Genomic DNA, 24996 nt, shown 5'->3' with positions numbered 1-24996 from the left:
ACGGGGACTATTCGCCCTTCAGCTCACGTTCGCGTGAGGTGTATCCGTCTTTGATGGCATTGGTGAACTCGCGCGAACGCTCGTCGAGCGTCTCAAAGAATTCGCGACCCTGCTCGGTCTTCTGGAACTGACGCGCGGCAAGAACGCCCACGGTCACACCAACGGCGAGCAAAATGATCTTCTTCATGGGATTCCCCTTCGTATACGGTCGGTTCAGTCTACGTCGAATGGCGATTCCAAGACTGCGACAGCGCTGAGTTCAACGGAAAAACACAAAAGGCGGGCCACCCCGAAGGGTGACCCGCCAAAAGTGAATGCTAGCGAGCTGCGTAATACTCGACGACCAACTGCACGTCGCAAGTGACTGGCACTTCTGCGCGCTTCGGGCGACGAACCAAACGAGCCTGCAGCTTGTCGAGTTCGACCTCAACGTACGGCGGCACTGGAGGAAGAACCTGTGCGTGACCACCTGCGGCTGCAACCTGGAACGGTTCCATGCCTTCACTGCGCTCGTGCACGTGGATGAGCTGGCCTTCCTTCACGCGGAACGAAGGGCGGTCAACACGGTGTCCGTCGACCATGATGTGACGGTGCACGATCAACTGGCGTGCCTGCGACGTGGTGCGAGCGAATCCTGCGCGCACGATGAGCGCGTCGAGGCGCATTTCGAGGAGCTCGACCAGGTTTTCACCGGTGAGGCCCTGCGTGCGGCGTGCTTCGTTGAAGACGATGCGGAGCTGCTTCTCGCGGATGCCGTACTGGGCGCGCAGACGCTGCTTCTCACGAAGACGAACGGCGTAGTCGCTGTCAGCCTTGCGCTTGGTGCGGCCGTGCTCGCCTGGAGCGTACGGGCGCTTTTCGAGGTACTTTGCAGCCTTCGGCGTGAGGGGGATTCCCAATGCACGCGAGAGGCGTGTTTTACTGCGGGTCCGTGACTTAGTAGACACTCAGTTCCTGTTCGTTCGTAAACTCGTATGATCGCAAAGCGATCTTCCTGACACGGGTGTGCTCGGAAAAATCGAGGGATGTGCCTGGAGCTGCCCGGCTACAGGGCGTTCTCCACGGAACTTTGAGGTGCGCAGCCGCACGCACTTCAAGCCGTCGGCCAGCGAATACTGTAGCACGAACCAGCTGTTTATTCGGGAGTTCCGCGCAGAATCGCCCTGATTCTGGCAAGTCGTTCCGAGATCGCCCGTTCACTGCCGTTCGTGGTCGGCTCATAGTAGGTACGAGTGGCAAGTTCGTCGGGCAAATACTGCTGTGTTGCGATGCCGTGGGGTGAGTCGTGGGCGTACTGATACCCCTTGCCATGACCGAGCGCGGCGGCTCCCTTGTAATGCGCATCCCGGAGGTGTTTCGGGACTCGCCCGATGCCTCCCTTGCGAACGTCCGCGATCGCGGCGTTGATCGCGGCGTACGAAGCATTCGACTTCGGAGCGGTCGCCAGGTAGACGACGGCTTCTGCGAGCGGAATTCGCCCCTCGGGCATTCCGATCATCTGCACGGCTTGCGCTGCCGCCGTTGCCACGACGAGTCCGTTCGGGTCCGCCATACCAATGTCTTCTGCAGCAAGAATGATGATCCGTCGCGCGATGAACCGCGGGTCCTCACCTGCCTCGATCATGCGGGCGAGCCAGTGCAGCGAGGCATCGACGTCGCTCCCCCGCACCGACTTGATGAACGCGCTCGTGACGTCGTAGTGTTCATCGCCTTGTCGGTCGTAACGCAGGAGTGCGCGGTCGACCGCCTCTGCGACGACCTCGCTCGTGATGATCCCGTGGGCCTCGCCTTCGAGAGCGAGCGCGCTCGCCGCGGCGGCTTCGAGGGAGGTCAAGGCGCGGCGTGCATCGCCGTTCGCGAGTCGAACCAGGTGGGAGACAGCCTCGTCTCGAAGTTCGACGGCACCATTCAAGCCTCGCGAATCGGAGAGGGCACGAGCGAGGACCTCGCGGATGTCGTCGTCGCCGAGAGTTTCGAGGGTCAAGACGAGGGACCGGGACAGCAGCGGCGAAACCACGCTGAATGAGGGATTCTCGGTCGTGGCAGCGACGAGCGTCACCCAACCGTTCTCGACGCCCGGCAAGAGTGCGTCCTGCTGTGCCTTTGTAAAGCGGTGGATCTCGTCGAGAAACAGTACGGTCTGAATCGAGAAGAGGTCACGTTGCGAAAGAGCCTCTTCGATGACGCTCCGCACGTCCTTGACTCCAGCGGTTACGGCACTCAGCTCAACGAAGCGGCGGCCGGCGGAGTGGGCGATGGCGCCAGCCAGCGTGGTTTTGCCCGTGCCCGGAGGGCCCCACAGGATCACGCTTGATGATGCGGTCTCCGCGTCTGCATTCGCAAGCGTCACCAACGGGGATCCTGGTCCCAGAAGGTGCTTCTGCCCGACGACTTCCGCGAGAGATTTCGGGCGCATTCGAACCGCAAGTGGAGCGGTCGTTGATCCGAGACCCTGTTGCATGAGTGGCGTGTTCCTGGATTGAGGTGATGACGAGCCCGACAAGAGAAATCGCGTGTCCGGCAAGCGAGCGAGTGCGCACCGGTGACGCAGTATTCACACTAGCCAACCCCAACGACACGAGCCGCTACAGTATTTCTTGGTCGATGAGCGCGAGCCTCGTCTACAACGTTGCAGAAGAAAGAGGCCCCGAAGTGCCAACGCAAAAGGAGCAGCGCCGTCGCGCGCAGGACTACACCGCACGGAAGACCGTGCATGAAGGCCAGTTGAAGCGCCGCCGTCGCGACAACGTTCTCGCCATTATCGGTGTCGTCGTGGTTTGCGTCGTCGCAACCTTCGGTCAGATTTGGTACGTGCAGTCCAACGAGGTTCGCGTCCCAGATCCTTCGCTCGCAGATGGTGCGACATGGACCGGTGAGATCGTCTTGAACGACATCCCACTCGAAATCGAACTCGACGGAGCTGCTGCGCCCCAGGGCGTCTCGTCATTCGTGTACGACACCGAGCGGGGCTACTACGCCGACAAGACCTGTCACCGTCTGACCACGGGTGAGGGATTCTCTGTGCTGCAGTGTGGCTCCGTCGACGGTACTGGAGCTGGTGACCCAAACTTCATGTACGGCCCGATCGAGAACGCGCCCGCGGACGATATCTACGTCGCTGGCACCATCGCCATTGCGCGCGCTGGCAACGATGCGCAGAGCAACGGTCACCAGTTCTTCATCGTTTACGAAGACACGATGATCCCGAGCGACGAGGCCGGCGGCTACACCGTGATCGGCAAAGTGACATCGGGTCTCGAAACACTGAATGAGGAGATCACGAGCAAGGGCGTCGATCTCGCTGCGCAAACACCGACCGACGGCCAACCTCTCGTTCCTGTGACGATTACCTCGGCAGAAGTCTCGAAGCAGAGCGATCAATAGCAGGCGTGGTTTAGGCTTGATGCCGCAGCCACTAAAGGAGTAGAAATCCATGCAAAGCACTGATTGGGGTCGGGTCGACGAATCCGGCACCGTGTTCGTCCGCGAGGGCGAAACCTGGAGAGAAGTTGGGCAGTACCCCGGCGCCTCAAGTGAAGAGGCACTCGCGTACTTCACCCGCAAGTTCCAGGACCTTGCAGGTCAAGTGGTCTTGCTTGAGCAGCGTTCGAAGGCGGGTGCGAACCCAAGCGACATCGACAAGGCGGCAAAGAAGCTGCTCGAAGCGGTCAATGGTGCCAACGCGGTCGGCGACCTCGCTGCACTGACCGCTCGTCTCGACGTCCTGCACTCGAAGCTCGGTGAACTCAGCCAGCAGCAGCAGGCTGAAGTTGAGGCTGCTCGATCCGAAGCCATCGCGGAACGGACCGCACTGGTCGAACAGGTCGAGGCGCTTGCTGCGCAGGACCCGAAGCGAACGCAGTGGAAAGCGACGAGTCAGCAGCTCGACGCGCACTTCGCAACGTGGCAAGAGCACCAGAAAAATGGTCCTCGTCTGCCAAAGGCAACTGCGGATGCGCTCTGGGCTCGTTTCCGTACCGCTCGACAGACGATCGAGTCGAACCGTCGCGCACACTTCTCGGAACTCGATGCTCAGGGGAAGCAGGTGCGCGAGCGGAAGCAGGCGATCATCGAGCGTGCTCAAGCGCTCGCGCCCAAGGGCGCCGACGGCATTCCTGCCTACCGCTCCTTGCTTGACGAATGGAAGGCCGCAGGTCGTGCCGGCCGAAAGGCGGACGACGCACTCTGGGCGTCGTTCAAGGCTGCTGGTGACGTGCTGTACGACGCGAAATCGCAGATCGTTGAAGCCGAGAACGAGGAGTACACGGAAAACCTCACGGCCAAGCAGGCGATCCTCGCCGATGCGGCTCCGATTCTGAAGGAATCAGACCGTGTCAAGGCTCGTGAAGCGCTCACTGCAATTCAGCGACGCTGGGATGCAGTCGGCAAGGTTCCGCGCGATTCAGTGCGATCGGTCGAAGACCAGCTCCGCAAGATCGAAACGCATGTCAAGCAGCTCGAAGATTCGCACTGGGCCAACAGCAACCCGGAACGGAAAGCTCGCTCCGCTGGCCTCGCAGGTCAGCTGGAAGATGCGATCGCGCAGCTCGAGGAAGAACTCAACGGAGCCTCCGCGGCTCGCGCGAAAGAGATCGAGGCAGAACTGGCAACGAAGCGTCAGTGGCTCGAGATCGCGCAGGCTGCAGGGTAACCACCGCAGTCAAGGCGTTGAAAGAGAGGGGCAGTTTCCACAACTGCCCCTCTTTTTCATGCGGTTGCCTGCTTCGTGGCATGGTGCGCGAATGCAAACGATGACTGTCTCCGACACCGAACGAATGGCAATGGCGCTTGACGGTGAATATGTTCGCCACGGCAATGCGTGGCATCACATCGACAGAATCCCGAATGCCACGCTCCGTGCCGAGACGTTTCGAGCCGAGATCGCGCCCGCTCATATCGTTGCGAAACTCAGCGCAGCCTGGGTCCACGGCGCTGCAGCTTTTCCTCGGCGACTTGATCTCTATTGCGACCGAGACCGCCGAGCAGATGTGCGCGATCGATCTACGCAACGTCTCACAACCACCGCGGTCCCAGCAGACGACACCGACGACCTCGGGGGTGTCGTCGTCACCTCGAGATTGCGCACCGCGCTCGACCTATTGACGGGTGAAGAGTGGCACGCAGAACTTGTTGCATCAACGCGGCTGCTCCTCGAACCGGAAGGAGATCGGAGAGAGTCAGTGAGCCGTGGCGTCTCCGAAAGGCTAACTGCGTACTCGGCAAAAAAGCGTCAGGGTGCAGTCAGAAGGTTGAACGAGGTCTATTCGCTGACCCGGTACACGTCGTAAACCGCTTCGATCCGTCGAACAGCATTCAGCACGCGGTCAAGGTGGGTCACGTCGCCCATTTCGAACACGAAGCGGCTGATTGCGAGCCGGTCCGAGCCGGTTTGCACTGACGCCGACAAAATATTGACATGGTGCTCGCTGAGTACGCGGGTGACATCGGAGAGCAGACCAGCACGGTCGAGCGCTTCCACCTGAATGTGCACAAGGAACACGCTCTTTGATGTCGGGGCCCATTCGACCTCGATGACGCGCTCGGACTCCCCGAGCAGGCTCTTCACGTTGTTGCAGTTGGTCTGGTGCACACTGACACCCTGGCCACGAGTGACGAAGCCGACGATCTGGTCACCAGGTACTGGAGTGCAGCACTTGGCAAGCTTCACGAGAATGTCGGATGCTCCCCTGACGAGCACGCCGGAGTCGCTGGTCCGCGTGCGTGTCCCGCGTGTCGGCAGGGCATCTGCGATCGCCTGGTCGTCTTCGTCTTCAACATGGAGTTGAGAAACGACCTTCTCGAGAACCGACTGTGTCGAAACGTGACCCTCGCCGACGGCTGCATACAGGGCATCGACATCCGCGTACCGCATGAGCACGGCGACTTCTGCAAAGGCGTCACGGTTCATGAGCTTTTGCAGCGGCATGTTGTGCTTCCGCATTGCCTTCGCGATCGCCTCGCGGCCGAGTTCGACCGCCTCATCTCGACGTTCGCGAGTGAACCACTGGCGGATCTTGTTTCGAGCGCGGGCGCTCTTGACGAAAGCGAGCCAGTCCTGGCTCGGACCGGCATCGGGATTCTTTGAAGTGAAGACTTCGACGACATCGCCCGTGTGAAGCTCCGTTTCGAGGGGCATCAGGCGGCCGTTGATTTTCGCACCCATGGTGCGGTGTCCGACCTCAGTGTGCACCGCGTAGGAGAAGTCGACCGAGGTCGCGCCCTTCGGAAGCCCGATGACCTTCCCCTTCGGCGTGAATACGTACACTTCTTTTGCGCCGATTTCGAAGCGCAAGGTGTCAAGAAACTCGCTCGGGTCACTGGTTTCTGCTTGCCAGTCGTTGATGTGCGCAAGCCAAGCCATCTCTTGGCCGTCGGTGATCGCCTTGCCCTGAACGCGAGCTTTGTACTTCCAGTGTGCAGCCACACCGTACTCGGCGCGCGCGTGCATTTCTTCGGTTCGGATCTGGATCTCAACGTGTCGGCCGTCTGGGCCGATCACGGTCGTGTGGAGCGACTGATACAGGTTGAACTTCGGGGTGGCGATGTAGTCCTTCATCCGCCCTGGCATCGGCTGCCAACGAGCGTGGATGGCTCCAAGAATCGCGTAGCAGTCGCGGACACTCGGGACGATGACACGGACGCCGATCAGGTCGTAAATGTCTTTGAACTCGTGACCACGAATGATCATCTTTTGATAGATCGAGTAGTACTGCTTCGGACGTCCCGCGATCCGCCCCTTGATGCGTTGCAAGCGCATGTCTTCATTGAGCGCTTGGACAACCGCCTCGAGGTATTCGTCACGCTGGGGCGTTTGCGACTCGACGAGGTTCTTGATCTCCACGTAGATCTTCGGGTGCAACACCGCGAAGGAGAGATCTTCGAGCTCGACCTTGATGGTTTGGATACCGAGTCGATGCGCAAGTGGCGCGTAGATCTCGAGTGTCTCTTTTGCTTTTCGCTGCGCACTTTCGCCGGGCACGAAGCCCCAAGTCCGAGCATTGTGAAGTCGGTCCGCGAGCTTGATGACGAGCACCCGGATGTCTTTCGACATCGCGACGACCATCTTGCGCACGGTCTCAGCCTGCGCGCTCTCGCCGTACTTGAGTTTGTCGAGCTTGGTTACGCCATCGACGAGCATCGCGATCTCATCGCCGAAGTCGACTCGACACTCATCGAGGGTGTATTCGGTGTCTTCGACCGTGTCGTGCAGCAGCGCGGCCGCGATGGTGACTGCACCGATCCCGAGGTTCGCGAGGATCTGAGCAACAGCGACCGGGTGCGTAATGTACGGCTCGCCGGATTTCCGGAACTGGCCTTCGTGAGCACGCTCAGCGACGATGTACGCGCGCTGCACCAGGCTCGTCTCCGCCTTCGGATGGTGCGTTTTGACCGTCTTCAGGAGCTCGTCAATGGCTCCAGCGCGATGGCTCCGCGAGAACAAGAAGGGCAAGAGCGTTCGGAACGCACCAGTTGACTGAGTATCAGACACGAGCGAACCTCCCTCAAGTGATCAGGCGACGTGACGAGTGCCACGCCTCACAGCGATCGTCAGACGACCGCGCCCCGTTCCTGCTTCCGCTTCTTCTCGTCAACAGCGAGAATGCGATCTTTCTTCCGAAGCTCCGCGTAGATCGGCGCTGCGATGAAGATGGTCGAGTACGTACCAACGAGAATTCCGATGAAGAGCGCGAGCGCGATATCGCGAAGCGTTCCAGCACCGAGCACCCAAGCGCCGATGACGAGGATCGAAGCGACCGGCAGCAATGCCACGACGGAGGTGTTAATGCTTCGTACCAGGGTCTGGTTGGTTGCGAGGTTGACGTTGTCGAGGAATGTTCCAGGCTCGCCAGGCGCGGTGTTCTCTCGGATCTTGTCGAACACGACCACGGTGTCATAGAGGGAGTATCCGAGGATCGTCAGGAATCCGATCACCGCCGCTGGGGTGACTTCGAAGCCGAAGAGCCCGTAAACGCCGGCCGTCACGATGAGGTCATGCACGAGCGCGATCAAAGCCGCGAAGGACATCTTCCAGGTGCGGAAGTACAACGCCATGAAGAGCGCTGCGATTGCGACGAACACCAGGAGGGCACGAATGGCCTGACCGGTAATGTCGGCACCCCAACTCGGCCCGATGAACGAACTCGTGACATCACCGGGTTCAACCTCGTAGGTCGTCGCGAGTGAGGCGATGATCTCGTCGGTGATCTCGTCGTCCACGACATCGGTCTGCACGCGAATCGCGCCGCCACCGACGGTCGAGACACGGGGGTTCGAACCGGGAGTGATGTCAGAGACCGCATCGATTGCAAGTTGCTGGTCTGTGTTTGCGACGTTTGAAACGGTGAACTCGCTGCCGCCAGTGAACTCGATACCGAACACGTAGCCACCACGGACCCAGGGTCCGACGAGCGCGATCACGATCATGACCGCAGCGATCGACAGCCAGATCTTGCGCTTTGCAACGAACGGGAAGGACTTCTCGCCCGTGTAGAGCTTGTTTCCGAATTCTGTGAGCGATGCCATTAGTCCTCAACACTCACTTTCTCACCGTGCGAAGCGGCTTTTCGTTCGGCGATCGACTGACGACGAGCGGCTTCGCCTCGTGCGCCCTTCTTCTTTGGGTCGAGCGTCGGCTGGCGGAATTGAGCCCGTCCACGGTAGACCGCTCCAAGCGCGTCAGGGTTCAAGCCAGAGGCGGGGTGTCCCGAAGCAAAGAAGTTGGTCCGAGCCAGCAGCTTGAGCATCGGGTGCGTGAACAGCGAAACCACGATCAGGTCGATCACAGTTGTGAGACCGAGCGTCAGCGCGAATCCCTGAACGTTTCCGACGGCGAGGATGAAGAGAATGATCGCTGCAAGGAAGTTGATCGTGTCACTCGCGATGATGGTGCGAAGTGCACGCTTCCAGCCGGCTTCGACTGCGGCAGAGAGCACGCGGCCGTCTCGGAGCTCATCTCTGACACGTTCGAAGTACACGATGAAGGAGTCGGCAGTGATACCGATCGCAACAATGAGACCGGCCACACCAGCGAGCGAGAGACGATACCCCTCAGTCGCTGAGAGCAGGTTGATCACGAGATAGGTCATGAGCGCTGCGACGAGCAGCGATGCGATCGTCACCAGTGCGAGCGCTCGGTATTGGAAGAACGAATAGACGACGACAAGGATGAGGCCGATGAGTCCGGCGATCATTCCAGCCTGAAGCTGCGTCGACCCGAGCGTTGCAGAGATCTGCTCGTTCGACTGCACGATGAAGCCGATTGGAAGCGCACCGAACTTCAGCTGATCAGCGAGCGACTGAGCTTGCTCCTGCGTGAAGCCGCCCGTGATCTGCGCGCGACCGTCGCTGATGATCGCGTTCGAGGAAGGAGCGATGATGACCGTGCCATCGAGAACGACGGCAAATCGGTTGCGGGGCTCTTCGAGGCTCGTGATGCGCTGCGTGACCTTGTAGAACTCGTCAGTGCCCTGGTTGTTGAACTGCAGGTTCACTGCCCAGCCACCAGTGGAGATTCCCTGTGCGCTGGTCGCCGGACCTGCAGTCGCGTCGGTGATCTGAGCGCCCTCTACCTCGACTGGGCCAAGGATGTACCGCTCCGTGCCGTTGTTCGAGCAGGTGACGAGAACCTCGTCCTCTGGGGCGATCACGGTGTTGTCGATGTCGGCACACACGAGCGTGTCGAACTTCTCTTGAATCTCAGGGGTCACCTGAGAGAGATCGCTCGCATCCGTGGGCTCTGGTGCCGTCGCTTCTTCGCCCTCGGCTTCAGCGCCGTCTGACGAAGGAACAGGTGCGCCTGAGCCGGTTCCAACTACGAGGACTGGACGGAATTCCATCTTCGCGCTGGCCTGGATGCGCTGCATGGTCTCGGCGTCCGGCGTACCAGGGAGCGAAACGACGATGTTGCGGTTTCCCTGCGTCGTGATCTCGGCTTCAGAGACACCCGAGGCGTTGACACGCTGACGGATGATCGAAACTGCTTGCGAGAGCTGCTCATTGGTGACGCTTTCGCCCTCTTCGAGTTGTGGCGCCAGAATGATCTGGCGACCACCCTCCAGGTCGAGTGCGAGGTTCGGCGTCAGTTCGCCATCGCCCCAAATGATTGCCGCCGCGTTGCCACCAAGCAGCACGGTGATGAGAACGAGCAGCCAGGCGAGCGGACGCGCTCCCTGTTGCCGACGCTTGCTAGCCAATGAATCCCCTTGGGCGAAGTAATAAAGGGCCCGAGGGCCGAGTGAATGCTAGCGGTTTTCGCCAGGCTCGGTGGTGTCACCATCGAGCGTGTCATGCTCGGGCTGCTCGACGGTCTCTGGCTCGACAACACGAGCGAGAACCTGACGGTGCACACGGATCGTGGTTCCGGGCGAGACCTCGATGAGTGCTTCGTTGGTGTCGTCATCGATAGCAACGAGTGTTCCGTACAGACCGAAGTTGGTCATGACCTCAACGCCAGGAACCATCTGGGTCTCGAGCTGCGACATCTGCTCGCGACGCTTCTTGTTGTTCCGGAACATCATGAAGATCAGCAGTCCGAGGAGCGCGAGCATACCGATGAGCAGCGGGTCGAAGCCGAAGCCGCCTCCCCCTGCTGCTGCGGTGGTTGACTGTGCGATAAGCGCGTGCATTCTCGTAAAAGCCTCTCAGTGGGTTTTCCGTCGAACCGACGGAAATTCGATCATACCGGATCATCCAATGTGGGATGCCCGGAGGAAAAACCAAGGTGCGCCGCTCCTCGAGCAGTGATGACGCGACCGCGGGGCGTGCGAGTGATGAGCGCCTCGCGCACCAGAAACGGTTCGACGACGGATTCGATCGTGTCGGTTTCCTCGCCAATCGATGCCGCGAGCGTTGCGAGTCCAACCGGTCCGCCGCCGAACCGCGTTTGAATCGCTTCAAGCACTGCTCGGTCCAGACGATCGAGACCGCGCGCGTCGACGTCATACAGTCGAAGCGCACTCTCCACTGCATCGAGTGCGGTCGCTTCGGGGTGCACGAGCATCCAGTCTCGGACTCGGCGTAGCAGGCGGTTCGTGATGCGCGGTGTTCCTCGACTGCGATGTGCGAGCAGGTCGAGCACCTCATTGTCGATATTCAGACCGAGCAAGGATGCGGAACGTTCGAGCACCTGAGTGAGTTCTTCCGCGTCATAGAACTCGAGGTGCGCAGTGAAGCCGAAGCGGTCTCGCAACGGGTTCGGGAGCAATCCGGATCGAGTGGTCGCGGCGACAAGCGTGAACGGGGCAAGTTCGAGTGGGATGGAAGTCGCTCCGGCGCCCTTTCCGACCATGATGTCGATTCGGTAGTCCTCCATGGCGAGGTAGAGCATTTCTTCTGCGCCCCGTGACATTCTGTGGATCTCATCGATGAAGAGGACCTCACCGGGAACGAGAGCGCTGAGCACCGCGGCAAGATCACCGGCGTGCTGGATCGCGGGTCCTGAGGACAATCGGACCGGCTGACCCAACTCGTGGCCAACGATCATCGCGAGTGTTGTCTTCCCGAGACCCGGAGGACCGGCAAGAAGGATGTGGTCCGGAGTGCGCGACTCGAGCATCGCTGCTTTCAACAACAAGCCGAGTTGCTGACGAACCCGCTTTTGGCCGACGAACTCGTCGAGTGAAGTCGGACGGAGCGCCCCCTCGAAAGAAACGTCTTCGCTTTGTGGTTCTGGGCTAGTCAGGCTCATCGTTTGGGCCCGAGCTCTGCCAATGCAGCGCGAAGCAGAGTGCCCTCAGAATTCGCCTGCGTTCCCTCGCTCGATACTCGGTCGAGCGCTTCTTCAGCGGTGCGCTCGTTCCACCCGAGGCCGATGAGCGCCTGGAGCACTGATTCGCGAACGGGGCTCTTCTTCGGCAGCTCGGGAGTCTTTGCCGGTGCGAGCATCTTGCCGGTCAACTGCAGGATGATGAGTTTTGCTGTTTTCGGCCCGATTCCGCTGACCTTTCTGAAGACCGCATCGTCTTCATTGGCGACCGCGAGGGCGATCTGGTCAGGGCTGAGCGCCGAAAGAACACCGAGCGCGGACTTCGGGCCGACTCCCGAAACGCCCCGGAGCAGGTCGAAGACCTGCAACTCGGATTCCGTACCGAAGCCGACGAGCGAGAGATCGTCTTCGCGCACGATCAAAGTCGTGTGCAAGGTGATTTCCGCTCCATGACTTGCCTGCAGCGCCTGCGTCGGCGTCACGCTCACCGAGAATCCAACGCCGCCGACGTCGATGACGAGCGCGCTCGCACGCACAGCAACCACGGGACCACGAAGGAGGGAAATCACACAGTGAGACTAATTGCCACGACCGACACTCCCCCCGCGCCGCGCCGCCCCCGCGCCGTTTGCGGCTCGTTGCTCGGCCGCGCGCCACAGCGCTTGCGCGGGTGTGGGCGCGTGCGTCGGCTTCGGGTGTGGGACTCGGCTCGCGTGCGTATTACTCGGCACGACGAGGTGTGCAGCCCAACCGTCACAGATCGCGATTGCGAGTGCGTCCGCGGCATCCGCCGGTTTCGGCATGGCATCGAGGCCGAGGATTTTTTGCACCATGATCTGCACTTGCTTCTTTTCAGCGCTACCGTAGCCGGTTACCGCCGACTTCACCTGGTTCGGAGTATGCAAGGTGACGGGAATCTGACGCTTCGCGGCGGCAAGGAGGACGATGCCTGAGATTTGGGCAACGCCCATGACAGAGCGCACATTCGCTTGTGCAAACACCCGCTCGAGCGCAATCCGATCGGGCTGGAACGTATCGATCGCGGTATCGACACCAGTCGAGATTTCGAGGAGCCGCGACTCGATCGCGTCCGTGTGAGCCGAGCGGAGGACATCGACGTGCACGAGGCTCGGAGTTCGCCGCACCATATCGATGACGCCGACTCCACAACGAGTAAGCCCGGGGTCAATTCCGAGCACTCGCATGAGCTAGTCCTCGTCTGCGTCGAGGATTGCCTGCGTTTCGTCGCTGATCTCGAAGTTCGCGTAGATGTTCTGCACGTCTTCACTGTCTTCGAGGGTGTCGATGAGCTTGAAGACCTTCCGAGCGGTTTCCGCGTCGATCTCCACCTTCAGGTTCGGCACGAACTCGACGTCGGCGGAGTCGTAATCGATCCCGGCCTCCTGCAGCGCTGAACGCACGGCAACCATGTCGGTCGCTTCGGAGATGATTTCAAATCCGCCGCCCTGGTCGGTCACTTCCTCGGCGCCCGCGTCGAGGACAGCGAGCAGGATCGAATCTTCGTCGACGCCTTCCGCCTTCGTCACCGAGACGACACCCTTGCGAGAGAAGTTGTACGCAACGCTTCCGGGATCAGCCATTGTTCCGCCACCGCGGGTCATCGCCGTACGAACTTCAGCGGCAGCACGGTTCTTGTTGTCGGTCAGACATTCGACCATCAGCGCGACGCCATTTTGTGCGTAGCCTTCGTACATGATCGTCGTGTAGTCAATGGACTCGCCGGTGAGTCCGGCGCCACGCTTGACCGCGCGATCGATGTTGTCGTTGGGGACGCTCGTCTTCTTCGCCTTCTGAATGGCGTCCTGCAGGGTTGGATTTCCTGCGAGATCAGCGCCACCGATTTTCGCAGCGACTTCGATGTTCTTGATGAGCTTCGCGAACGACTTTGCGCGTCGAGCGTCGATGACGGCCTTCTTGTGCTTCGTCGTGGCCCATTTGGAGTGTCCGGACATGCCTTACTCTTCCTTGCGTTGATGAACAATTCATTCTACGGAACTCTGTGCGATCGGTGCGCGCACGCCGCGCGACCGCAGTTCGAGCGCAGCAAGCTCGCGTTCCGTTGCTGCATCGCCAGCTCTCCACCGCTCATGCACATCGTCACCGAGCGCGAGGATGTCGGCCAGCGGCGCGGAGACAATCGCTCGGCTTGCAAGCACCGAAGCACCCAGCGGTGTCGTGGCGATGCTCGAGAGCTCTCGCGCAGTTCGGACAAAACGAACTCGCGGTAGAACCCAGACCATGATCAGCAGAAGGACGACGACGAGTGGCAAAACCAGCTCAATCGTCAGTGCGAGCCGGTCGATCGATGCTTGCTGTGCCTGCGCTTCTCGGACCAGAGAACGTGCGGCGTCACTCATCCCTCGGAACGGTGCCGCGATTGCTTCGCCGACGAGCGGGACACCAGCGAGCTGCTCCCCCGCATCTGCAATAGAACCCGAGAAGTCGGTTCCGAACGCCGCGACCTGTGCGCTCCACGCGCTCAAACCGCGAATCATTTGACCGATCGCGATTGCAGCAGCAACCGTCACGATGAGGGTGAACGCCGCGACGAGGTCCGCGGTGATCTGCCAGGTTCTCCGCCACGCTCCGACTGCATAGAACTGCACCGTGTCCTCCATCGACGAGAGCCCAGATCGCGCGGCACCGGAGGTGCCAGCGAATGCTGCTCAGGCTATCGCGTCGACCTTCGACAGGAACCGCTCATGGAAGCGGTACTCCCCAGAGACCTCCGGGTGGAAGGACGTGCCGAGCAGATTTCCCTGCTCCACCGCGACAATTTGGCCGGCTTCGGTGCGCGCAAGGACCTGCACCGCATCTCCCGCAGACTCAACGATTGGAGCACGAATGAACACGGCTCGCACCGGACGCTCCCCGAATTCCGCGACGTTCAGTTCTGTTTCAAAGGAGTCAACCTGTGAGCCGAATGCATTCCGTCGCACCGAGACATCGAGCCCACCAAAGGTCTCTTGGCGCGGACTTTTATCCAGCACCTCGTTCGCGAGCAGGATCAGTCCAGCGCAGGTGCCGTACACCGGCATCCCGGCAGCAATTCTCGATCGAATCGGGACAGCGAGACCGAACAGCCTGCTGAGCTTGTCGATGACCGAGGACTCCCCGCCTGGAATGACCAGACCTTGAACTGCCTCGAGGTGCGCTGGAGAGCGCACCTCGAGAACTTCAGCACCTAAAGAACTGAGCGCTTGAACGTGCTCTCGCACATCGCCCTGGAGTGCAAGAACTCCGACGCGTTTACCAGCCACGCTCAGCGAGGCGGTGTGGTGCAGCGAGATCGGCAACGTTAATGCCAACCATTGCTTCGCCGAGACCGCGCGATGCGTCTGCAATCGCCTTCGGGTCGTTGAACGCTGCGGTCGCCTTTACGATTGCGGCGGCGCGCTCCGCGGGGTTTCCGGACTTGAAGATTCCGGAACCAACGAACACGCCGTCAGCACCAAGCTGCATCATGAGCGCTGCGTCTGCCGGAGTCGCGACACCACCGGCGGTGAAAAGCACGACGGGCAGCACGCCAGTCTCTGCGATCTCGACCACGAGGTCGTACGGCGCCTGCAGTTCTTTTGCAGCAACGTACAGCTCGTCCTTGGTCTTCGAGCGCAGGGCGTTGATCTCGCCCTTGATCGTGCGGATGTGCTTCGTCGCTTCGGACACGTCACCGGTGCCTGCTTCGCCCTTAGAGCGAATCATTGCGGCGCCCTCGGTGATCCGGCGGAGCGCCTCACCGAGGTTGGTCGCACCACAGACGAATGGAACCTGGAAGTTCCACTTGTCGATGTGGTTGACGTAATCGGCCGGGCTGAGTACTTCGGACTCGTCGATGTAGTCCACTTCAAGTGCTTCGAGCACCTGTGCCTCGACGAAGTGACCGATCCGAGCCTTCGCCATGACCGGGATCGAAACGGCAGCCTTGATTCCGTCGATCAGATCTGGGTCGCTCATCCGGGCGACGCCGCCCTGGGCACGAATGTCCGCAGGAACGCGTTCGAGAGCCATGACCGCGACAGCACCGGCGTCTTCAGCGATACGAGCCTGTTCGGCGTTGACGACATCCATGATGACGCCGCCCTTGAGCATTTCAGCGAGACCTCGCTTGACGCGATTTGTGGCGTAGGAGGATGCAGTTGATTCAGTCATGATGGGTCCATTCTACGGCTCTCGCCGCACTCCACTATTTGTTATGACGTTGTGTGCGCAGCAGATGATTCTGGCCACGCGGATTGCAGTTGTTCTCGGACTTCTTCAAGGAGCCGTGGAATTGCTTTCGTCTTGGCGATGATCGGGAAGAAATTCGAATCGAGCGCCCACCTCGGCACAATGTGCTGGTGCAGGTGCTCTGCGATTCCCGCGCCGGCGACGCGGCCCTGATTCATTCCGATATTGAAGCCGTCGCAACGGCTGACGTCCTTTGCGACGCGCATCGCAATTTGCGTCAGCGCACCGATCTCTGCGATCTCCTCGGGCGTCGCGAGATCGTAGGTTGCCACATGGCGGTACGGGCAGACCATCATGTGACCGGTGTTGTACGGGTACAGGTTCAGCAGGACGTAGGCGTACTTGCCTCGGTGGACGATCAGGCCTTCACTGTCGGTGAGTTCGGGTGCGCGGCAAAATGGGCAGTCGTCCTTGAACGGCTGGTCGCCCTGCTGGATGTAGGCCATCCGGTACGGCGTCCAGAGACGCTGGAACTCGTCCGGAACCCCGGGCAGTTCCGACGACATGTACGTCGGAACTCCCCACGGGCGATCTGGATCGGTGCTGCCATCAGTTCTTTGAACGGCGCCTTGATCGTTGTCGAGACCAGAGGAATCGTGGGCTGGAGTATCGGTCACACCGAAACCTTGGTTGCGATCGCCTCGAGGATGCGCTCGATGGCCTGCTCCACTGGGATTCCGTTCTCCTGCGTGCCATCGCGGAACCGGAAGCTCACGCTGCCGGCATCGCGGTCCGCGGCGCCAGCGATCAACTGGAACGGCACCTTCTGCATCGTGTGGTGACGAATCTTCTTCTGCATCCGGTCGTCGCTGTGATCGACATCGATTCGCACGCCCTTTGCACGCAACTGCTCAGCGATGTCGTCAAGATACACAGCGAACTCGTCAGCGACGGGAATCCCGACGACCTGCACCGGAGCGAGCCAAACCGGGAAGGCGCCAGCGTAGTGTTCGAGCAGGATCGCAAAGAAGCGTTCGATCGAACCGAAAAGCGCGCGGTGGATCATGATCGGACGCTGCTTCGTCCCGTCGTTCGCGGTGTACTCGAGTTCGAAACGCTCAGGCAGGTTGAAGTCGAGCTGCACGGTCGAGAGCTGCCAAGTGCGACCGATCGCGTCGGTCGTCTTCAGGTCGATCTTCGGCCCATAGAACGCGGCTTCGCCCGGCTGTTCTTTCAAACTCAGCCCACTCGCGACTGCAACCCGACGAAGTGCATCGGTCGCGCTTTCCCAGGTGTCTTCATCGCCGATCCACTTCGACTTCTCGTCGTCGCGCATCGAGAGCTCGAGGGTGAAATCATCGAGTCCGAAATCGCGAAGCAGCGACAGCACGAACTCGAGCACCTTGGTCACTTCGTGTTCGAGTTGCTCAGGGGTGACGAACAGGTGCGCGTCGTCTTGCGTGAATCCACGAACTCGCGTCAGGCCGTGCAGGGCACCGGAGAGCTCGTTCCGATACACAGTGCCGTTCTCGGCAAGTCGCATCGGCAGGTCCCGGTAACTGCGAGCACGGTTCTTGAAAATCAGGATGTGCATCGGGCAGTTCATGGGCTTCAGGTAGTAGTCGGCACCCTGCTTGGTGACGTTGCCCTCGGCGTCGCGCTCTTCATCCATGCGAATCGGAGGCCAGATTCCCTCGGCGTAGGTCGCCAGGTGACCGGAGGTCGAGAAGAGGTCCGACTTCGAAATGTGCGGCGTGTAGACGTACGAGTACCCGGCCGCCAGGTGGCGGGCACGAGCGTGCTGCTCCATTTCGCTGCGGACGATGCCGCCCTTCGGGTGCCAAACGGAAAGCCCTGAACCGACCTCCTGCGGGAACGAGAACAGATCGAGTTCGGCGCCGAGCTTGCGGTGATCACGCTTTGCTGCTTCTTCGAGTCGTTCCTTGTACGCACGGAGCTCGTCTTTCGACGGCCACGCGGTGCCGTAAATGCGCTGCAGTTGCGGGTTCTTCTCGCTCCCCCGCCAGTATGCAGCCGCGACGCGCATCAACGAGTTGCCGTTGCCGATCATGCGAGTGCTCGGAAGGTGGGGTCCACGGCACAAATCTCGCCACTGGACTTCGCCGGTCTTCGGGTCAACGTTGTCGTAGATGGTGAGTTCCGCGCCGCCGACTTCAACGCTGGCTTCTTCGTTCGGACCCTTCATGCCGATGAGTTCGAGCTTGTACGGCTCGTTGGCAAGCTCGACGCGTGCCTCTTCCTCAGTGACGACGCGTCGAACGAACCGTTGCCCGGCACGAATGATGCGGTCCATCTCCTTCGAGATGCCTTTGAGATCCTCCGGGGTGAACGGCTCCGCGACATCGAAGTCGTAGTAGTAGCCATCGGTGACCGGGGGGCCGATCCCGAGCTTTGCCTCCGGGTTAATTCGCTGGACGGCCTGGGCAAGCACATGGGCTGCGGAGTGACGCAGGATCTGCAATCCGTCTGGGCTCTCGATGGTCACCGGCTCGACAACATCGTCCGTCGTCGTCTCGGTTGCAAGGTCTTTCAACTCGCCGTTCACGCGCATCGCGATTACGGACCGGTCACTGAACAGTGCAAAACCGTCGGCCACAACAACTCCTCGTACAGAAAATGGATACCCGTTTACTGTAGTCGCGTTGCAGACGAAGCCCGGCGCATTGGCGGGCGCGAGCACCCCGGAAACGAAAGAGCCCCGGTCCGAAGACCGGGGCTCTTTCTGACTCGGGTCATTGCTTCCACCGGAGCACCTGTCACCGCGCGAATTCGCGAGTGCCCAGCACTGACGGATGAAGCTATGGCGCGCCCGGCAGCATCTCACAAGGAATTCGATCCTTGTTGTTGTCGAGGCGAGCGATGTCCCCGTAATACGGATAATGCAGGTCAAACCAGGCCTTGGCGTGCGCGTAGTTCCGGAAGTGTCCACAATTCTTCGAGTCGCCGGGGTTCGGCGGAGGCACTTTTGCACCAACGCCCCCAGCGGGAACCGCAAAGTTCGTTCCTTCGAAACGCCACACATGAGCGAGAGTCCTGATGACGCGATCGCGCTCCGTCACGCTGGCGGTGTAGAAGTGTCGCCGACTCTCGATGTTCCAGAATCGGGACATCTCGATCGATCCAGAGACACGAGCGTTCGGGTACACATGAAATGCCACACCCTCGTAGCGCCATGTCGCGGAAAGCGTGTTTCGCACGCGATCTCTCTCAGAGATACTTGCGGTGAAAAAGTGCGCTTTTTGGGACGATGAGTAAAAGCGGTACAGCGGAACAGTGCCTGGCGCAGGACTGGTGAACGCAGAATATGCCTGGCCTTCGTACTGCCACACGTCGGGCGATTCGGAGATCAGTCGATCGCGTTCCGAATTGCTCGCAGTATAAAAGTGTCCGCCATAGCTTGGCGAATAGAACCGCCAGATCGGCGAAGCGGACCCGGAAGCCTTAGCTGCTGGAGCAGTCGGCCCTGCAAGTACGGATGCCGCGACAGAGGCAGGTGGTCCGAGTGAGGCGTTCGCCGCAGGGGCGAACAGAGTGAAGAGAAGTGAAACACTGGCTATCATCGCCAATCGCACGCGGAGTTTCACAGGCTTTCCTTTATTAAAATTTGAAATCTATGCGCCAACCATACTGATTCAATGACCTGGGATCGAGCGATCCATGCCCCCTCTTTTGGGCAGTTTTGCGATTTCCCGATCGAGATCTACACAGACTGATCGAGATCTGCAAAGACAAAACAAGTGGGCGACCTTGCATGCACGAAAAAGCCCCGGTCCGAAGACCGGGGCTTGATGGTGGGCGATACTGGGATCGAACCAGTGACCTCTTCCGTGTCAGGGAAGCGCGCTACCGCTGCGCCAATCGCCCAGTTTGACTGTTGAAAACCAGTTCAACCAGGTTTGAAACTCCCAGGAGGAGCATTCCGAGGTGGAGACGGGATTTGAACCCGCGTAGACGGCTTTGCAGGCCGCTGCCTAACCACTCGGCCACCCCACCGTGGTGGCACCACTGCAGGTTTCCCTGTCGAAGTGTCCTTTGAGATTACTCTCGAGCGGATGACGAGATTCGAACTCGCGACCCTCACCTTGGCAAGGTGATGCGCTACCACTGCGCCACATCCGCATAACTCGTCTCCGAGGTACTGGATTACCTTAGCCTCATTCTCGCGGGAATCCAAAATCGAGTGAAATGCCGGGTGTGGCGCGAGCCAGAATCGGCAGTTTGGTCATCCGCACTGCCCCGTATATGGCAGTATTGGGAGGTCCTTTGGGCGATTGGCGCAGTTGGTAGCGCGCTTCCTTCACACGGAAGAGGTCGTGGGTTCGAGTCCCGCATCGCCCACCATTTATTCCTGTGCATCGCGCCGCCTCCGGGTCATTCAGCGCGTCTCAGTGCGGACAATCTGTGTCTCGAATCTCACCCGAAAATTCTGCTGTTGCGCGATCCGAAAATGCGCTACCTTCGCGGATGGAACGGCGCAGGCCGCTCTGACGCCGACCGGGTTGAGCCAACTTCTGCGACTCCCCGGGATCGGTGATGAGTGAAGGGCCAATTGGTCATGGAAGAGTTCATCAGCACAACCACCTCAGCGACTGCACACCAACCTCATTCGCGGTCACCCCGGTCAAACGCTCCGGGCTCCCCGCCGACTCGTCCACTCACCAATTGGCATGGCGAGCAAAGGGCGTCCCTCACCATGGGCCAACGTGCCGCCGATCGTCTTCGAAATCTGATGGGCTCCTGGGCGTTCATCGCCGGATTCATCCTCTTCATGGTGTTGTGGGCGATTGCGAATGCCACGGCGGTCGCTTGGGATCCGTATCCGTTCATCCTGCTCAACCTGTTTCTGAGCATGCTCGCCGGCTTGCAGGGGGCGATTTTGTTGATCGCGGCGAAGCGTCAAGACGCGATCGCCTCGGCGCTCTCTCAGCACGACTATGAGACGAACCTCGCCGCGAAACGAGAAATCGAGACGTTGATGGCGCTCAATCGTGAGCAGCTCGAGATGTTGCGTGCCATGCACGACCAAGCGACTCGACCTCACAGTGCCTGAATTCACTGCTCACAACACCGCACAAATCTTGGATGACGCTGCCTCGACCAGGAACTCCCGTGACGACAGTCAAACGCGTTCCAAACGCGCTCGAGTGCGAAATTGGCTTCTTCATGGCCTGGTCGATCACAAGGGCGCGCATCAGGGACCGCACGCTGCAAGAGTCGAACAAACCCATTCGTGGTGGCGGGTCATGTGCCTCAGTGGTGTCGACTACTTCTCGACGCTCGGGTACCAGCCGGCGATTGCAGCACTCGCTGCGGGTTTTCTTTCGCCACTGGCAACGGTCGTTCTCGTACTCCTGACGTTGCTCGGAGCACTCCCGGTCTACCGACGAGTCGCCCGTGAAAGCTATCGGGGCTCTGGCTCGATCGCGATGCTCGAACACATCCTGCCCTGGTGGTCCGGCAAAATCTTCGTCCTCGTGCTCCTTGGCTTCGCAGCGACCGACTTCATGCTCACGATTACACTCTCCGCCGCCGACGCATCTGCACACGCCATCGAGAACCCATTCGCGCCCGAATGGTTCGAAGGTTCGCACGTGCCGATGACCATTGCGCTCATCGTCCTGCTCGCCATCGTGTTCCTTCGGGGATTCCGGGAAGCAATCGGGATCGCGGTCGTCGTGGTCGCGGTGTACCTCGCGCTCAACCTGATCGTCATTTTCGTCTCAACTGCTCATGTCATCACCAACCCGGTCGTGATCAGCGACTGGTGGAGCATGCTGACGGCGCAGCACTCGAACCCGATCATGATGGTCGCTGTCGCACTGCTCGTCTTTCCGAAACTGGCGCTCGGACTCTCCGGATTCGAAACGGGAGTCGCGGTGATGCCCCAGATTCGAAACGCGCCGCAGCACGGCGCCGCTGAGCCCGAAGTGGCCTGCAAAAGCATGAGCGACGCTCGACAGAGCATCCGCCCGAACGGTCGTATTCACGGTGCAACGCGCCTGCTCACGACCGCTGCACTCATCATGAGCGGCTTCCTGATCGCCTCGAGCTTCTTAACGACGCTGCTCATCCCTCAGGAAGAATTTCAGGAGGGCGGTCAGGCAAACGGTCGAGCACTCGCCTACCTCGCCCACGAGTACCTCGGTGAGGGCTTCGGCACGATGTACGACGTCAGCACCATCTGCATTCTCTGGTTCGCGGGCGCATCAGCCATGGCCGGGCTGCTCAACCTCGTCCCGCGATACCTGCCCCGATACGGCATGGCACCGCATTGGGCACGCGCGGTGCGTCCGCTCGTGCTCGTGTTCACAGTGATCGCGATCATCATCACGATCGTGTTCGATGCAGACGTCGACGCACAGGGTGGCGCCTATGCGACAGGAGTGCTCGTGCTCATTACCTCCGCCTCCGTTGCCGTCACGCTGTCTGCGCGTGCAAAGCAACAGCGCAAACGCACATTCGGATTCGGCGCCATCACCCTCGTCTTTCTGTACACGACGGTCGCGAACATCTTCGAGCGGCCCGACGGTATTCGGATCGCCATGTTCTTCATTCTCGGGATCCTGCTGACCTCGGCATTCTCACGGGTCGCGCGTTCGTTTCAGATCAGGGCGACTTCGGTTCGCTTCGACGATCTGGCGCTGCAGTTTCTTCAGACTGACGCCGAACGGGGAGAAATCCAGATCGTTCCTCACGAGCCGGGCGATCGAAACAAGAGCGAATATCGAGCGAAGAACGCCGACGAACGCCGATACGGACACATTCCTCGCAAATCCAAAGTGATCTTCCTTGAAGTACATCAGCGAGATTCCTCCGATTTTGAGGAAGACCTCGTCGTCGAAGGCGAGGAGCGGTTCGGCTTCCGGGTCCTGACGGTCAAGAGCGCGAACATCCCAGCGACGATCGCCACGGTGCTCCTCGAGATCCGAGACACGACTGGCGTTGTCCCGCACGCCTACTTCGAATGGACTGAAGGAGGACCGGTATCGAACATGCTCAAGTACCTCCTGTTCGGAACCGGCGAGGTCGCTCCTGTGGCGCGTGAGGTGTTGCGAGAAGCGGAGAAGGACGAGAAGCGTCGTCCGCTCATCCACGTGAGTTGATCGAGGTCGGAGAGCACCGCGTCCGGATGGCGGTCTGCCCCTGCGCGACAATTGCACCATGGACTTACTGACAATTGCGGCTTCTGGAGCAGGTGCACTGGCAGGCGCGACTGCAATCGTGTACTTCGCATTCGCAGGCCAAATCCTTCCGCGGCTCGATCGCGCGCAGCCAAGCGCAGCGATTCGTGAAATGCAGAAGCTCAATCGAGAGGTGGAACGGGCGCCATTCTTCATCGCCTTCTTCGGGGCCGCGGTCTGCAGCATCGCCACGATCATCCTCGGGGTGCAAACGACTCCCCTGTTGCATCTCGTGCTCGCTGTCGTTGGCGGTGTGAGTTATCTCGTCGGAGTTTCGATCACCATCGCATGGAACGTGCCTCGAAACCGTGCGCTTGCACGGCTCAATCCGACTGCACCCGGCTCTGCACTGGCATGGCGCGCGTATTCGCGTGAGTGGGGCGCAGCGAACTGGACTCGAGCGATCTGCTCAACGATCACGACCGTGACACTCTTTGCGCTCGCGATCCTTGCAGTGTCGTAAGCAGCCCGATTCCTTCCCGACATACGGAAAAGCGGTGCGGACCATCTGGCCCGCACCGCTTCTCCTTGTGCTGTGCTGTGTTGTGTTGGTGAGCCTTAGTTCTCGACGAGCGCGTACCCGGTTTCGCCGTGGATGCTCGTGTCGATGCCGGCGACTTCGTCTTCGTTCTTGATACGGAAGCCGATCGTCTTTTCGATGATGGTTCCAATGACCCAAGCGACGACGAAGGAGTAAATCGCGACCGCAACCGCCGGGAGCAACTGCAGGACCAGCTGACGGAAGTCACCGCCGGTGAAGAGGCCGGTGCCCGTTGCGAAGAAGCCGAGGAAGAGGCATCCGATGAATCCGGCCACGAGGTGGAGACCGACGACGTCGAGTGAGTCGTCGAAGCCGAGCCGGAACTTCAGATCGATTGCGAAGGCGCACACCGCTCCAGCGAGGAGACCGAGGACGATCGCCCAACCCGGCGTCAATGCTGCACACGCTGGCGTGATCGCGACGAGACCGGCGACCGCACCGCTTGCGGCGCCAACGCTCGTGGCCTTGCCCTCTTTGAAACGTTCGACGGCGATGAAGCCGAGAACACCTGCGGCCGGGGTGACGACCGTGTTGAGGAAGATGAGCCCTGCCGTGTTGTCATCGGTTGCAGCACCAGTGTTGAACCCAAACCATCCGAACCAGAGGATCGCGGCGCCCAGCATGACCAGTGGAACGTTGTGCGGTTTCGAGGAGCCCTTTTCGAAGACCACGCGCTTTCCGAGCACCAAGGCGAGTGCAAGTGCTGCAGCACCAGCGTTGATGTGGACCGCGGTACCACCGGCCCAGTCAAGAACTTCGAGCTCGGAGCCCGGGAAGAGCGCTTCGCCGAGCGTTCCGATCCATCCCGACATGTTGCCGTCTGCGTCTACTGCCCAAACCCAACCAGCGATTGGGAAGTAGGAGATGGTCGCCCAGATACCGGCGAAGATCATCCAGGAGCCGAACTTCGCGCGGTCAGCGATCGCGCCGGAGATCAACGCGACGGTGATGATCGCGAAGGTCGAGCCGAACGCGGCGCCCGCCATCGTCGTGCCGTCAGCGTTCGCGAGAGCGAAGTCCGAGAATGGGTTACCGAAGACGCCCGGGATCCAGTCAGCCGAGGTGTTCGTGATGGAGTTGATGTTGAACCCGTAGAGCACCCAGAGCACTCCGATGAGGGCGAGAGCGCCGAAGCTGAGCATCATCATGCTCACGACACTCTTTACTTTGACAAGTCCTCCATAGAAGAACGCGAGTCCTGGGGTCATGAAGAGCACGAGGGCCGCGCACAACAGGAGCCAGACGATATCTGCTGACATGAGATGAACCTTCCAAATCGGTGCAAGAGTGCACCCACCGATCCGCAACTGTGCTTGGGGGTCACTTGGGTACCTGCTCAGTGTGCTCGCGCAAGGTTTCGG

At 60.3% G+C, this 24996-nt stretch carries 24 protein-coding genes and 4 tRNA genes; 7 read left to right on the top strand and 21 right to left on the bottom strand.

Going from position 1 to position 24996, the window contains the following annotated elements; translation table 11 throughout:
* Positions 1–7: 7 nt before the first annotated feature.
* The 3 genes from U2H20_RS02445 to U2H20_RS02435 all read right to left on the bottom strand — a co-directional run bounded on the left by U2H20_RS02445 (position 8) and on the right by U2H20_RS02435 (position 2461).
* Positions 8–187, bottom strand: coding sequence for a hypothetical protein (locus U2H20_RS02445; RefSeq protein ID WP_430592920.1), 180 nt, complete (start codon positions 185–187; stop codon positions 8–10).
* A 130-nt stretch (positions 188–317) separates the two neighbouring features.
* Positions 318–947, bottom strand: a complete 630-nt coding sequence (gene rpsD / locus U2H20_RS02440) for a 30S ribosomal protein S4 (RefSeq protein WP_430592919.1) — start codon at positions 945–947, stop codon at positions 318–320.
* Positions 948–1135: 188 nt separating this feature from the next.
* A complete protein-coding gene (locus U2H20_RS02435) occupies positions 1136–2461 on the bottom strand; it encodes a replication-associated recombination protein A (protein ID WP_430592918.1) in 1326 nt (441 codons plus the stop codon).
* 143 nt (positions 2462–2604) lie between these two features.
* On the opposite strand from U2H20_RS02435, the gene U2H20_RS02430 reads away from it, so the two are divergent.
* The 3 genes from U2H20_RS02430 to U2H20_RS02420 all read left to right on the top strand — a co-directional run bounded on the left by U2H20_RS02430 (position 2605) and on the right by U2H20_RS02420 (position 5288).
* The gene (locus tag U2H20_RS02430) at positions 2605–3384 is read left to right on the top strand and encodes a peptidylprolyl isomerase (RefSeq protein ID WP_430592917.1); all 780 of its coding nucleotides are present in this window, start codon (positions 2605–2607) and stop codon (positions 3382–3384) included.
* Between the two features lie 49 nt (positions 3385–3433).
* Complete coding sequence (locus tag U2H20_RS02425) at positions 3434–4651, top strand: DUF349 domain-containing protein (RefSeq protein WP_430592916.1); 1218 nt, start codon at positions 3434–3436, stop codon at positions 4649–4651.
* A 91-nt stretch (positions 4652–4742) separates the two neighbouring features.
* On the top strand, positions 4743–5288 hold the full coding sequence (locus tag U2H20_RS02420) for a hypothetical protein (RefSeq protein WP_430592915.1): 546 nt from the start codon (positions 4743–4745) through the stop codon (positions 5286–5288).
* Here the strand turns inward: U2H20_RS02420 and U2H20_RS02415 are convergent.
* The 17 genes from U2H20_RS02415 to U2H20_RS02335 form a co-directional block, all read right to left on the bottom strand.
* The gene (locus U2H20_RS02415; RefSeq protein ID WP_430592914.1) at positions 5261–7489 is read right to left on the bottom strand and encodes a RelA/SpoT family protein; all 2229 of its coding nucleotides are present in this window, start codon (positions 7487–7489) and stop codon (positions 5261–5263) included. The two genes, U2H20_RS02420 and U2H20_RS02415, sit on opposite strands and share 28 nt — an antisense overlap.
* A gap of 59 nt (positions 7490–7548) precedes the next feature.
* Positions 7549–8523, bottom strand: coding sequence for a protein translocase subunit SecF (secF, locus tag U2H20_RS02410; RefSeq protein ID WP_430592913.1), 975 nt, complete (start codon positions 8521–8523; stop codon positions 7549–7551).
* A complete protein-coding gene (gene secD / locus U2H20_RS02405; RefSeq protein ID WP_430592912.1) occupies positions 8523–10193 on the bottom strand; it encodes a protein translocase subunit SecD in 1671 nt (556 codons plus the stop codon). The genes secF and secD overlap by 1 nt, the downstream gene beginning before the upstream one ends.
* Positions 10194–10241: 48 nt before the next feature.
* Positions 10242–10625 (bottom strand): preprotein translocase subunit YajC, encoded by a 384-nt coding sequence (gene yajC / locus U2H20_RS02400; protein ID WP_430592911.1) that lies wholly within the window; start codon positions 10623–10625, stop codon positions 10242–10244.
* A 50-nt stretch (positions 10626–10675) separates the two neighbouring features.
* Positions 10676–11686: a Holliday junction branch migration DNA helicase RuvB gene (ruvB, locus tag U2H20_RS02395; RefSeq protein ID WP_430592910.1), complete on the bottom strand. Its 1011-nt coding sequence runs from the start codon at positions 11684–11686 to the stop codon at positions 10676–10678.
* The gene (ruvA, locus tag U2H20_RS02390; protein ID WP_430592909.1) at positions 11683–12273 is read right to left on the bottom strand and encodes a Holliday junction branch migration protein RuvA; all 591 of its coding nucleotides are present in this window, start codon (positions 12271–12273) and stop codon (positions 11683–11685) included. Before ruvA ends, ruvB begins: the two co-directional genes overlap by 4 nt.
* 9 nt (positions 12274–12282) lie before the next feature.
* Positions 12283–12909 carry a crossover junction endodeoxyribonuclease RuvC gene (ruvC, locus tag U2H20_RS02385; RefSeq protein ID WP_430592908.1) on the bottom strand — a complete coding sequence of 209 codons (627 nt, stop codon included), beginning with the start codon at positions 12907–12909 and terminating at the stop codon, positions 12283–12285.
* 3 nt (positions 12910–12912) lie between these two features.
* Positions 12913–13677 (bottom strand): YebC/PmpR family DNA-binding transcriptional regulator, encoded by a 765-nt coding sequence (locus U2H20_RS02380; RefSeq protein ID WP_430592907.1) that lies wholly within the window; start codon positions 13675–13677, stop codon positions 12913–12915.
* A gap of 30 nt (positions 13678–13707) precedes the next feature.
* The gene (locus tag U2H20_RS02375) at positions 13708–14331 is read right to left on the bottom strand and encodes a hypothetical protein (RefSeq protein WP_430592906.1); all 624 of its coding nucleotides are present in this window, start codon (positions 14329–14331) and stop codon (positions 13708–13710) included.
* Between the two features lie 60 nt (positions 14332–14391).
* Positions 14392–14985, bottom strand: coding sequence for a pyridoxal 5'-phosphate synthase glutaminase subunit PdxT (gene pdxT, locus U2H20_RS02370; RefSeq protein ID WP_430592905.1), 594 nt, complete (start codon positions 14983–14985; stop codon positions 14392–14394).
* Positions 14975–15874 carry a pyridoxal 5'-phosphate synthase lyase subunit PdxS gene (gene pdxS / locus U2H20_RS02365; RefSeq protein ID WP_430592904.1) on the bottom strand — a complete coding sequence of 300 codons (900 nt, stop codon included), beginning with the start codon at positions 15872–15874 and terminating at the stop codon, positions 14975–14977. Before pdxS ends, pdxT begins: the two co-directional genes overlap by 11 nt.
* Before the next feature lie 41 nt (positions 15875–15915).
* Positions 15916–16458 (bottom strand): HIT family protein, encoded by a 543-nt coding sequence (locus U2H20_RS02360; RefSeq protein ID WP_430593576.1) that lies wholly within the window; start codon positions 16456–16458, stop codon positions 15916–15918.
* Between the two features lie 107 nt (positions 16459–16565).
* A complete protein-coding gene (gene thrS / locus U2H20_RS02355; RefSeq protein ID WP_430593575.1) occupies positions 16566–18464 on the bottom strand; it encodes a threonine--tRNA ligase in 1899 nt (632 codons plus the stop codon).
* Positions 18465–18711: 247 nt separating this feature from the next.
* Positions 18712–19473 (bottom strand): hypothetical protein, encoded by a 762-nt coding sequence (locus U2H20_RS02350; protein WP_430593574.1) that lies wholly within the window; start codon positions 19471–19473, stop codon positions 18712–18714.
* A gap of 229 nt (positions 19474–19702) precedes the next feature.
* Positions 19703–19777 (bottom strand) — tRNA-Val (locus U2H20_RS02345).
* A 58-nt stretch (positions 19778–19835) separates the two neighbouring features.
* Positions 19836–19906 (bottom strand) — tRNA-Cys (locus U2H20_RS02340).
* A 54-nt stretch (positions 19907–19960) separates the two neighbouring features.
* A tRNA-Gly gene (locus U2H20_RS02335) sits at positions 19961–20032 on the bottom strand.
* A 146-nt stretch (positions 20033–20178) separates the two neighbouring features.
* On the opposite strand from U2H20_RS02335, the gene U2H20_RS02330 reads away from it, so the two are divergent.
* From U2H20_RS02330 to U2H20_RS02315, 4 genes are all read left to right on the top strand, one after another.
* Positions 20179–20254: transfer RNA gene (locus tag U2H20_RS02330), tRNA-Val, on the top strand.
* A 352-nt stretch (positions 20255–20606) separates the two neighbouring features.
* On the top strand, positions 20607–20963 hold the full coding sequence (locus tag U2H20_RS02325; RefSeq protein ID WP_430592903.1) for a DUF1003 domain-containing protein: 357 nt from the start codon (positions 20607–20609) through the stop codon (positions 20961–20963).
* Between the two features lie 193 nt (positions 20964–21156).
* Positions 21157–23016 carry an amino acid transporter gene (locus U2H20_RS02320; protein WP_430592902.1) on the top strand — a complete coding sequence of 620 codons (1860 nt, stop codon included), beginning with the start codon at positions 21157–21159 and terminating at the stop codon, positions 23014–23016.
* Between the two features lie 58 nt (positions 23017–23074).
* Positions 23075–23557 carry a DUF1772 domain-containing protein gene (locus U2H20_RS02315; protein ID WP_430592901.1) on the top strand — a complete coding sequence of 161 codons (483 nt, stop codon included), beginning with the start codon at positions 23075–23077 and terminating at the stop codon, positions 23555–23557.
* A gap of 95 nt (positions 23558–23652) precedes the next feature.
* On the opposite strand, the gene U2H20_RS02310 is transcribed toward U2H20_RS02315, so the two are convergent.
* The gene (locus U2H20_RS02310; RefSeq protein WP_430592900.1) at positions 23653–24894 is read right to left on the bottom strand and encodes an ammonium transporter; all 1242 of its coding nucleotides are present in this window, start codon (positions 24892–24894) and stop codon (positions 23653–23655) included.
* Between the last annotated feature and the right edge of the window lie 102 nt (positions 24895–24996).

It is taken from the genome of Humidisolicoccus flavus (assembly GCF_045689595.1).
GTDB classification, from domain to species: domain Bacteria; phylum Actinomycetota; class Actinomycetes; order Actinomycetales; family Microbacteriaceae; genus Humidisolicoccus; species Humidisolicoccus flavus.
The sequence above is the reverse complement of the archived record's forward strand: the minus strand, read 5'-3'. Positions and strand labels throughout refer to the sequence as shown.

Excerpts from the sequence above, each read along its gene's own strand:
- U2H20_RS02310 (WP_430592900.1), bottom strand. The coding sequence starts at position 24,894 with ATGTCAGCAGATATCGTCTGGCTCCTGTTGTGCGCGGCCCTCGTGCTC.
- U2H20_RS02430 (WP_430592917.1), top strand. The coding sequence starts at position 2,605 with ATGAGCGCGAGCCTCGTCTACAACGTTGCAGAAGAAAGAGGCCCCGAA.
- U2H20_RS02380 (WP_430592907.1), bottom strand. The coding sequence starts at position 13,677 with ATGTCCGGACACTCCAAATGGGCCACGACGAAGCACAAGAAGGCCGTC.
- secF (WP_430592913.1), bottom strand. The coding sequence starts at position 8,523 with ATGGCATCGCTCACAGAATTCGGAAACAAGCTCTACACGGGCGAGAAG.
- ruvB (WP_430592910.1), bottom strand. The coding sequence starts at position 11,686 with ATGAGCCTGACTAGCCCAGAACCACAAAGCGAAGACGTTTCTTTCGAG.
- U2H20_RS02350 (WP_430593574.1), bottom strand. The coding sequence starts at position 19,473 with ATGATAGCCAGTGTTTCACTTCTCTTCACTCTGTTCGCCCCTGCGGCG.
- U2H20_RS02315 (WP_430592901.1), top strand. The coding sequence starts at position 23,075 with ATGGACTTACTGACAATTGCGGCTTCTGGAGCAGGTGCACTGGCAGGC.
- pdxS (WP_430592904.1), bottom strand. The coding sequence starts at position 15,874 with ATGACTGAATCAACTGCATCCTCCTACGCCACAAATCGCGTCAAGCGA.
- ruvC (WP_430592908.1), bottom strand. The coding sequence starts at position 12,909 with ATGCGAGTGCTCGGAATTGACCCCGGGCTTACTCGTTGTGGAGTCGGC.
- U2H20_RS02425 (WP_430592916.1), top strand. The coding sequence starts at position 3,434 with ATGCAAAGCACTGATTGGGGTCGGGTCGACGAATCCGGCACCGTGTTC.
- U2H20_RS02445 (WP_430592920.1), bottom strand. The coding sequence starts at position 187 with ATGAAGAAGATCATTTTGCTCGCCGTTGGTGTGACCGTGGGCGTTCTT.
- U2H20_RS02435 (WP_430592918.1), bottom strand. The coding sequence starts at position 2,461 with ATGCAACAGGGTCTCGGATCAACGACCGCTCCACTTGCGGTTCGAATG.
- U2H20_RS02325 (WP_430592903.1), top strand. The coding sequence starts at position 20,607 with ATGGGCCAACGTGCCGCCGATCGTCTTCGAAATCTGATGGGCTCCTGG.
- U2H20_RS02320 (WP_430592902.1), top strand. The coding sequence starts at position 21,157 with ATGTGCCTCAGTGGTGTCGACTACTTCTCGACGCTCGGGTACCAGCCG.
- thrS (WP_430593575.1), bottom strand. The coding sequence starts at position 18,464 with ATGCGCGTGAACGGCGAGTTGAAAGACCTTGCAACCGAGACGACGACG.
- U2H20_RS02360 (WP_430593576.1), bottom strand. The coding sequence starts at position 16,458 with ATGTCGTCGGAACTGCCCGGGGTTCCGGACGAGTTCCAGCGTCTCTGG.
- yajC (WP_430592911.1), bottom strand. The coding sequence starts at position 10,625 with ATGCACGCGCTTATCGCACAGTCAACCACCGCAGCAGCAGGGGGAGGC.
- U2H20_RS02420 (WP_430592915.1), top strand. The coding sequence starts at position 4,743 with ATGCAAACGATGACTGTCTCCGACACCGAACGAATGGCAATGGCGCTT.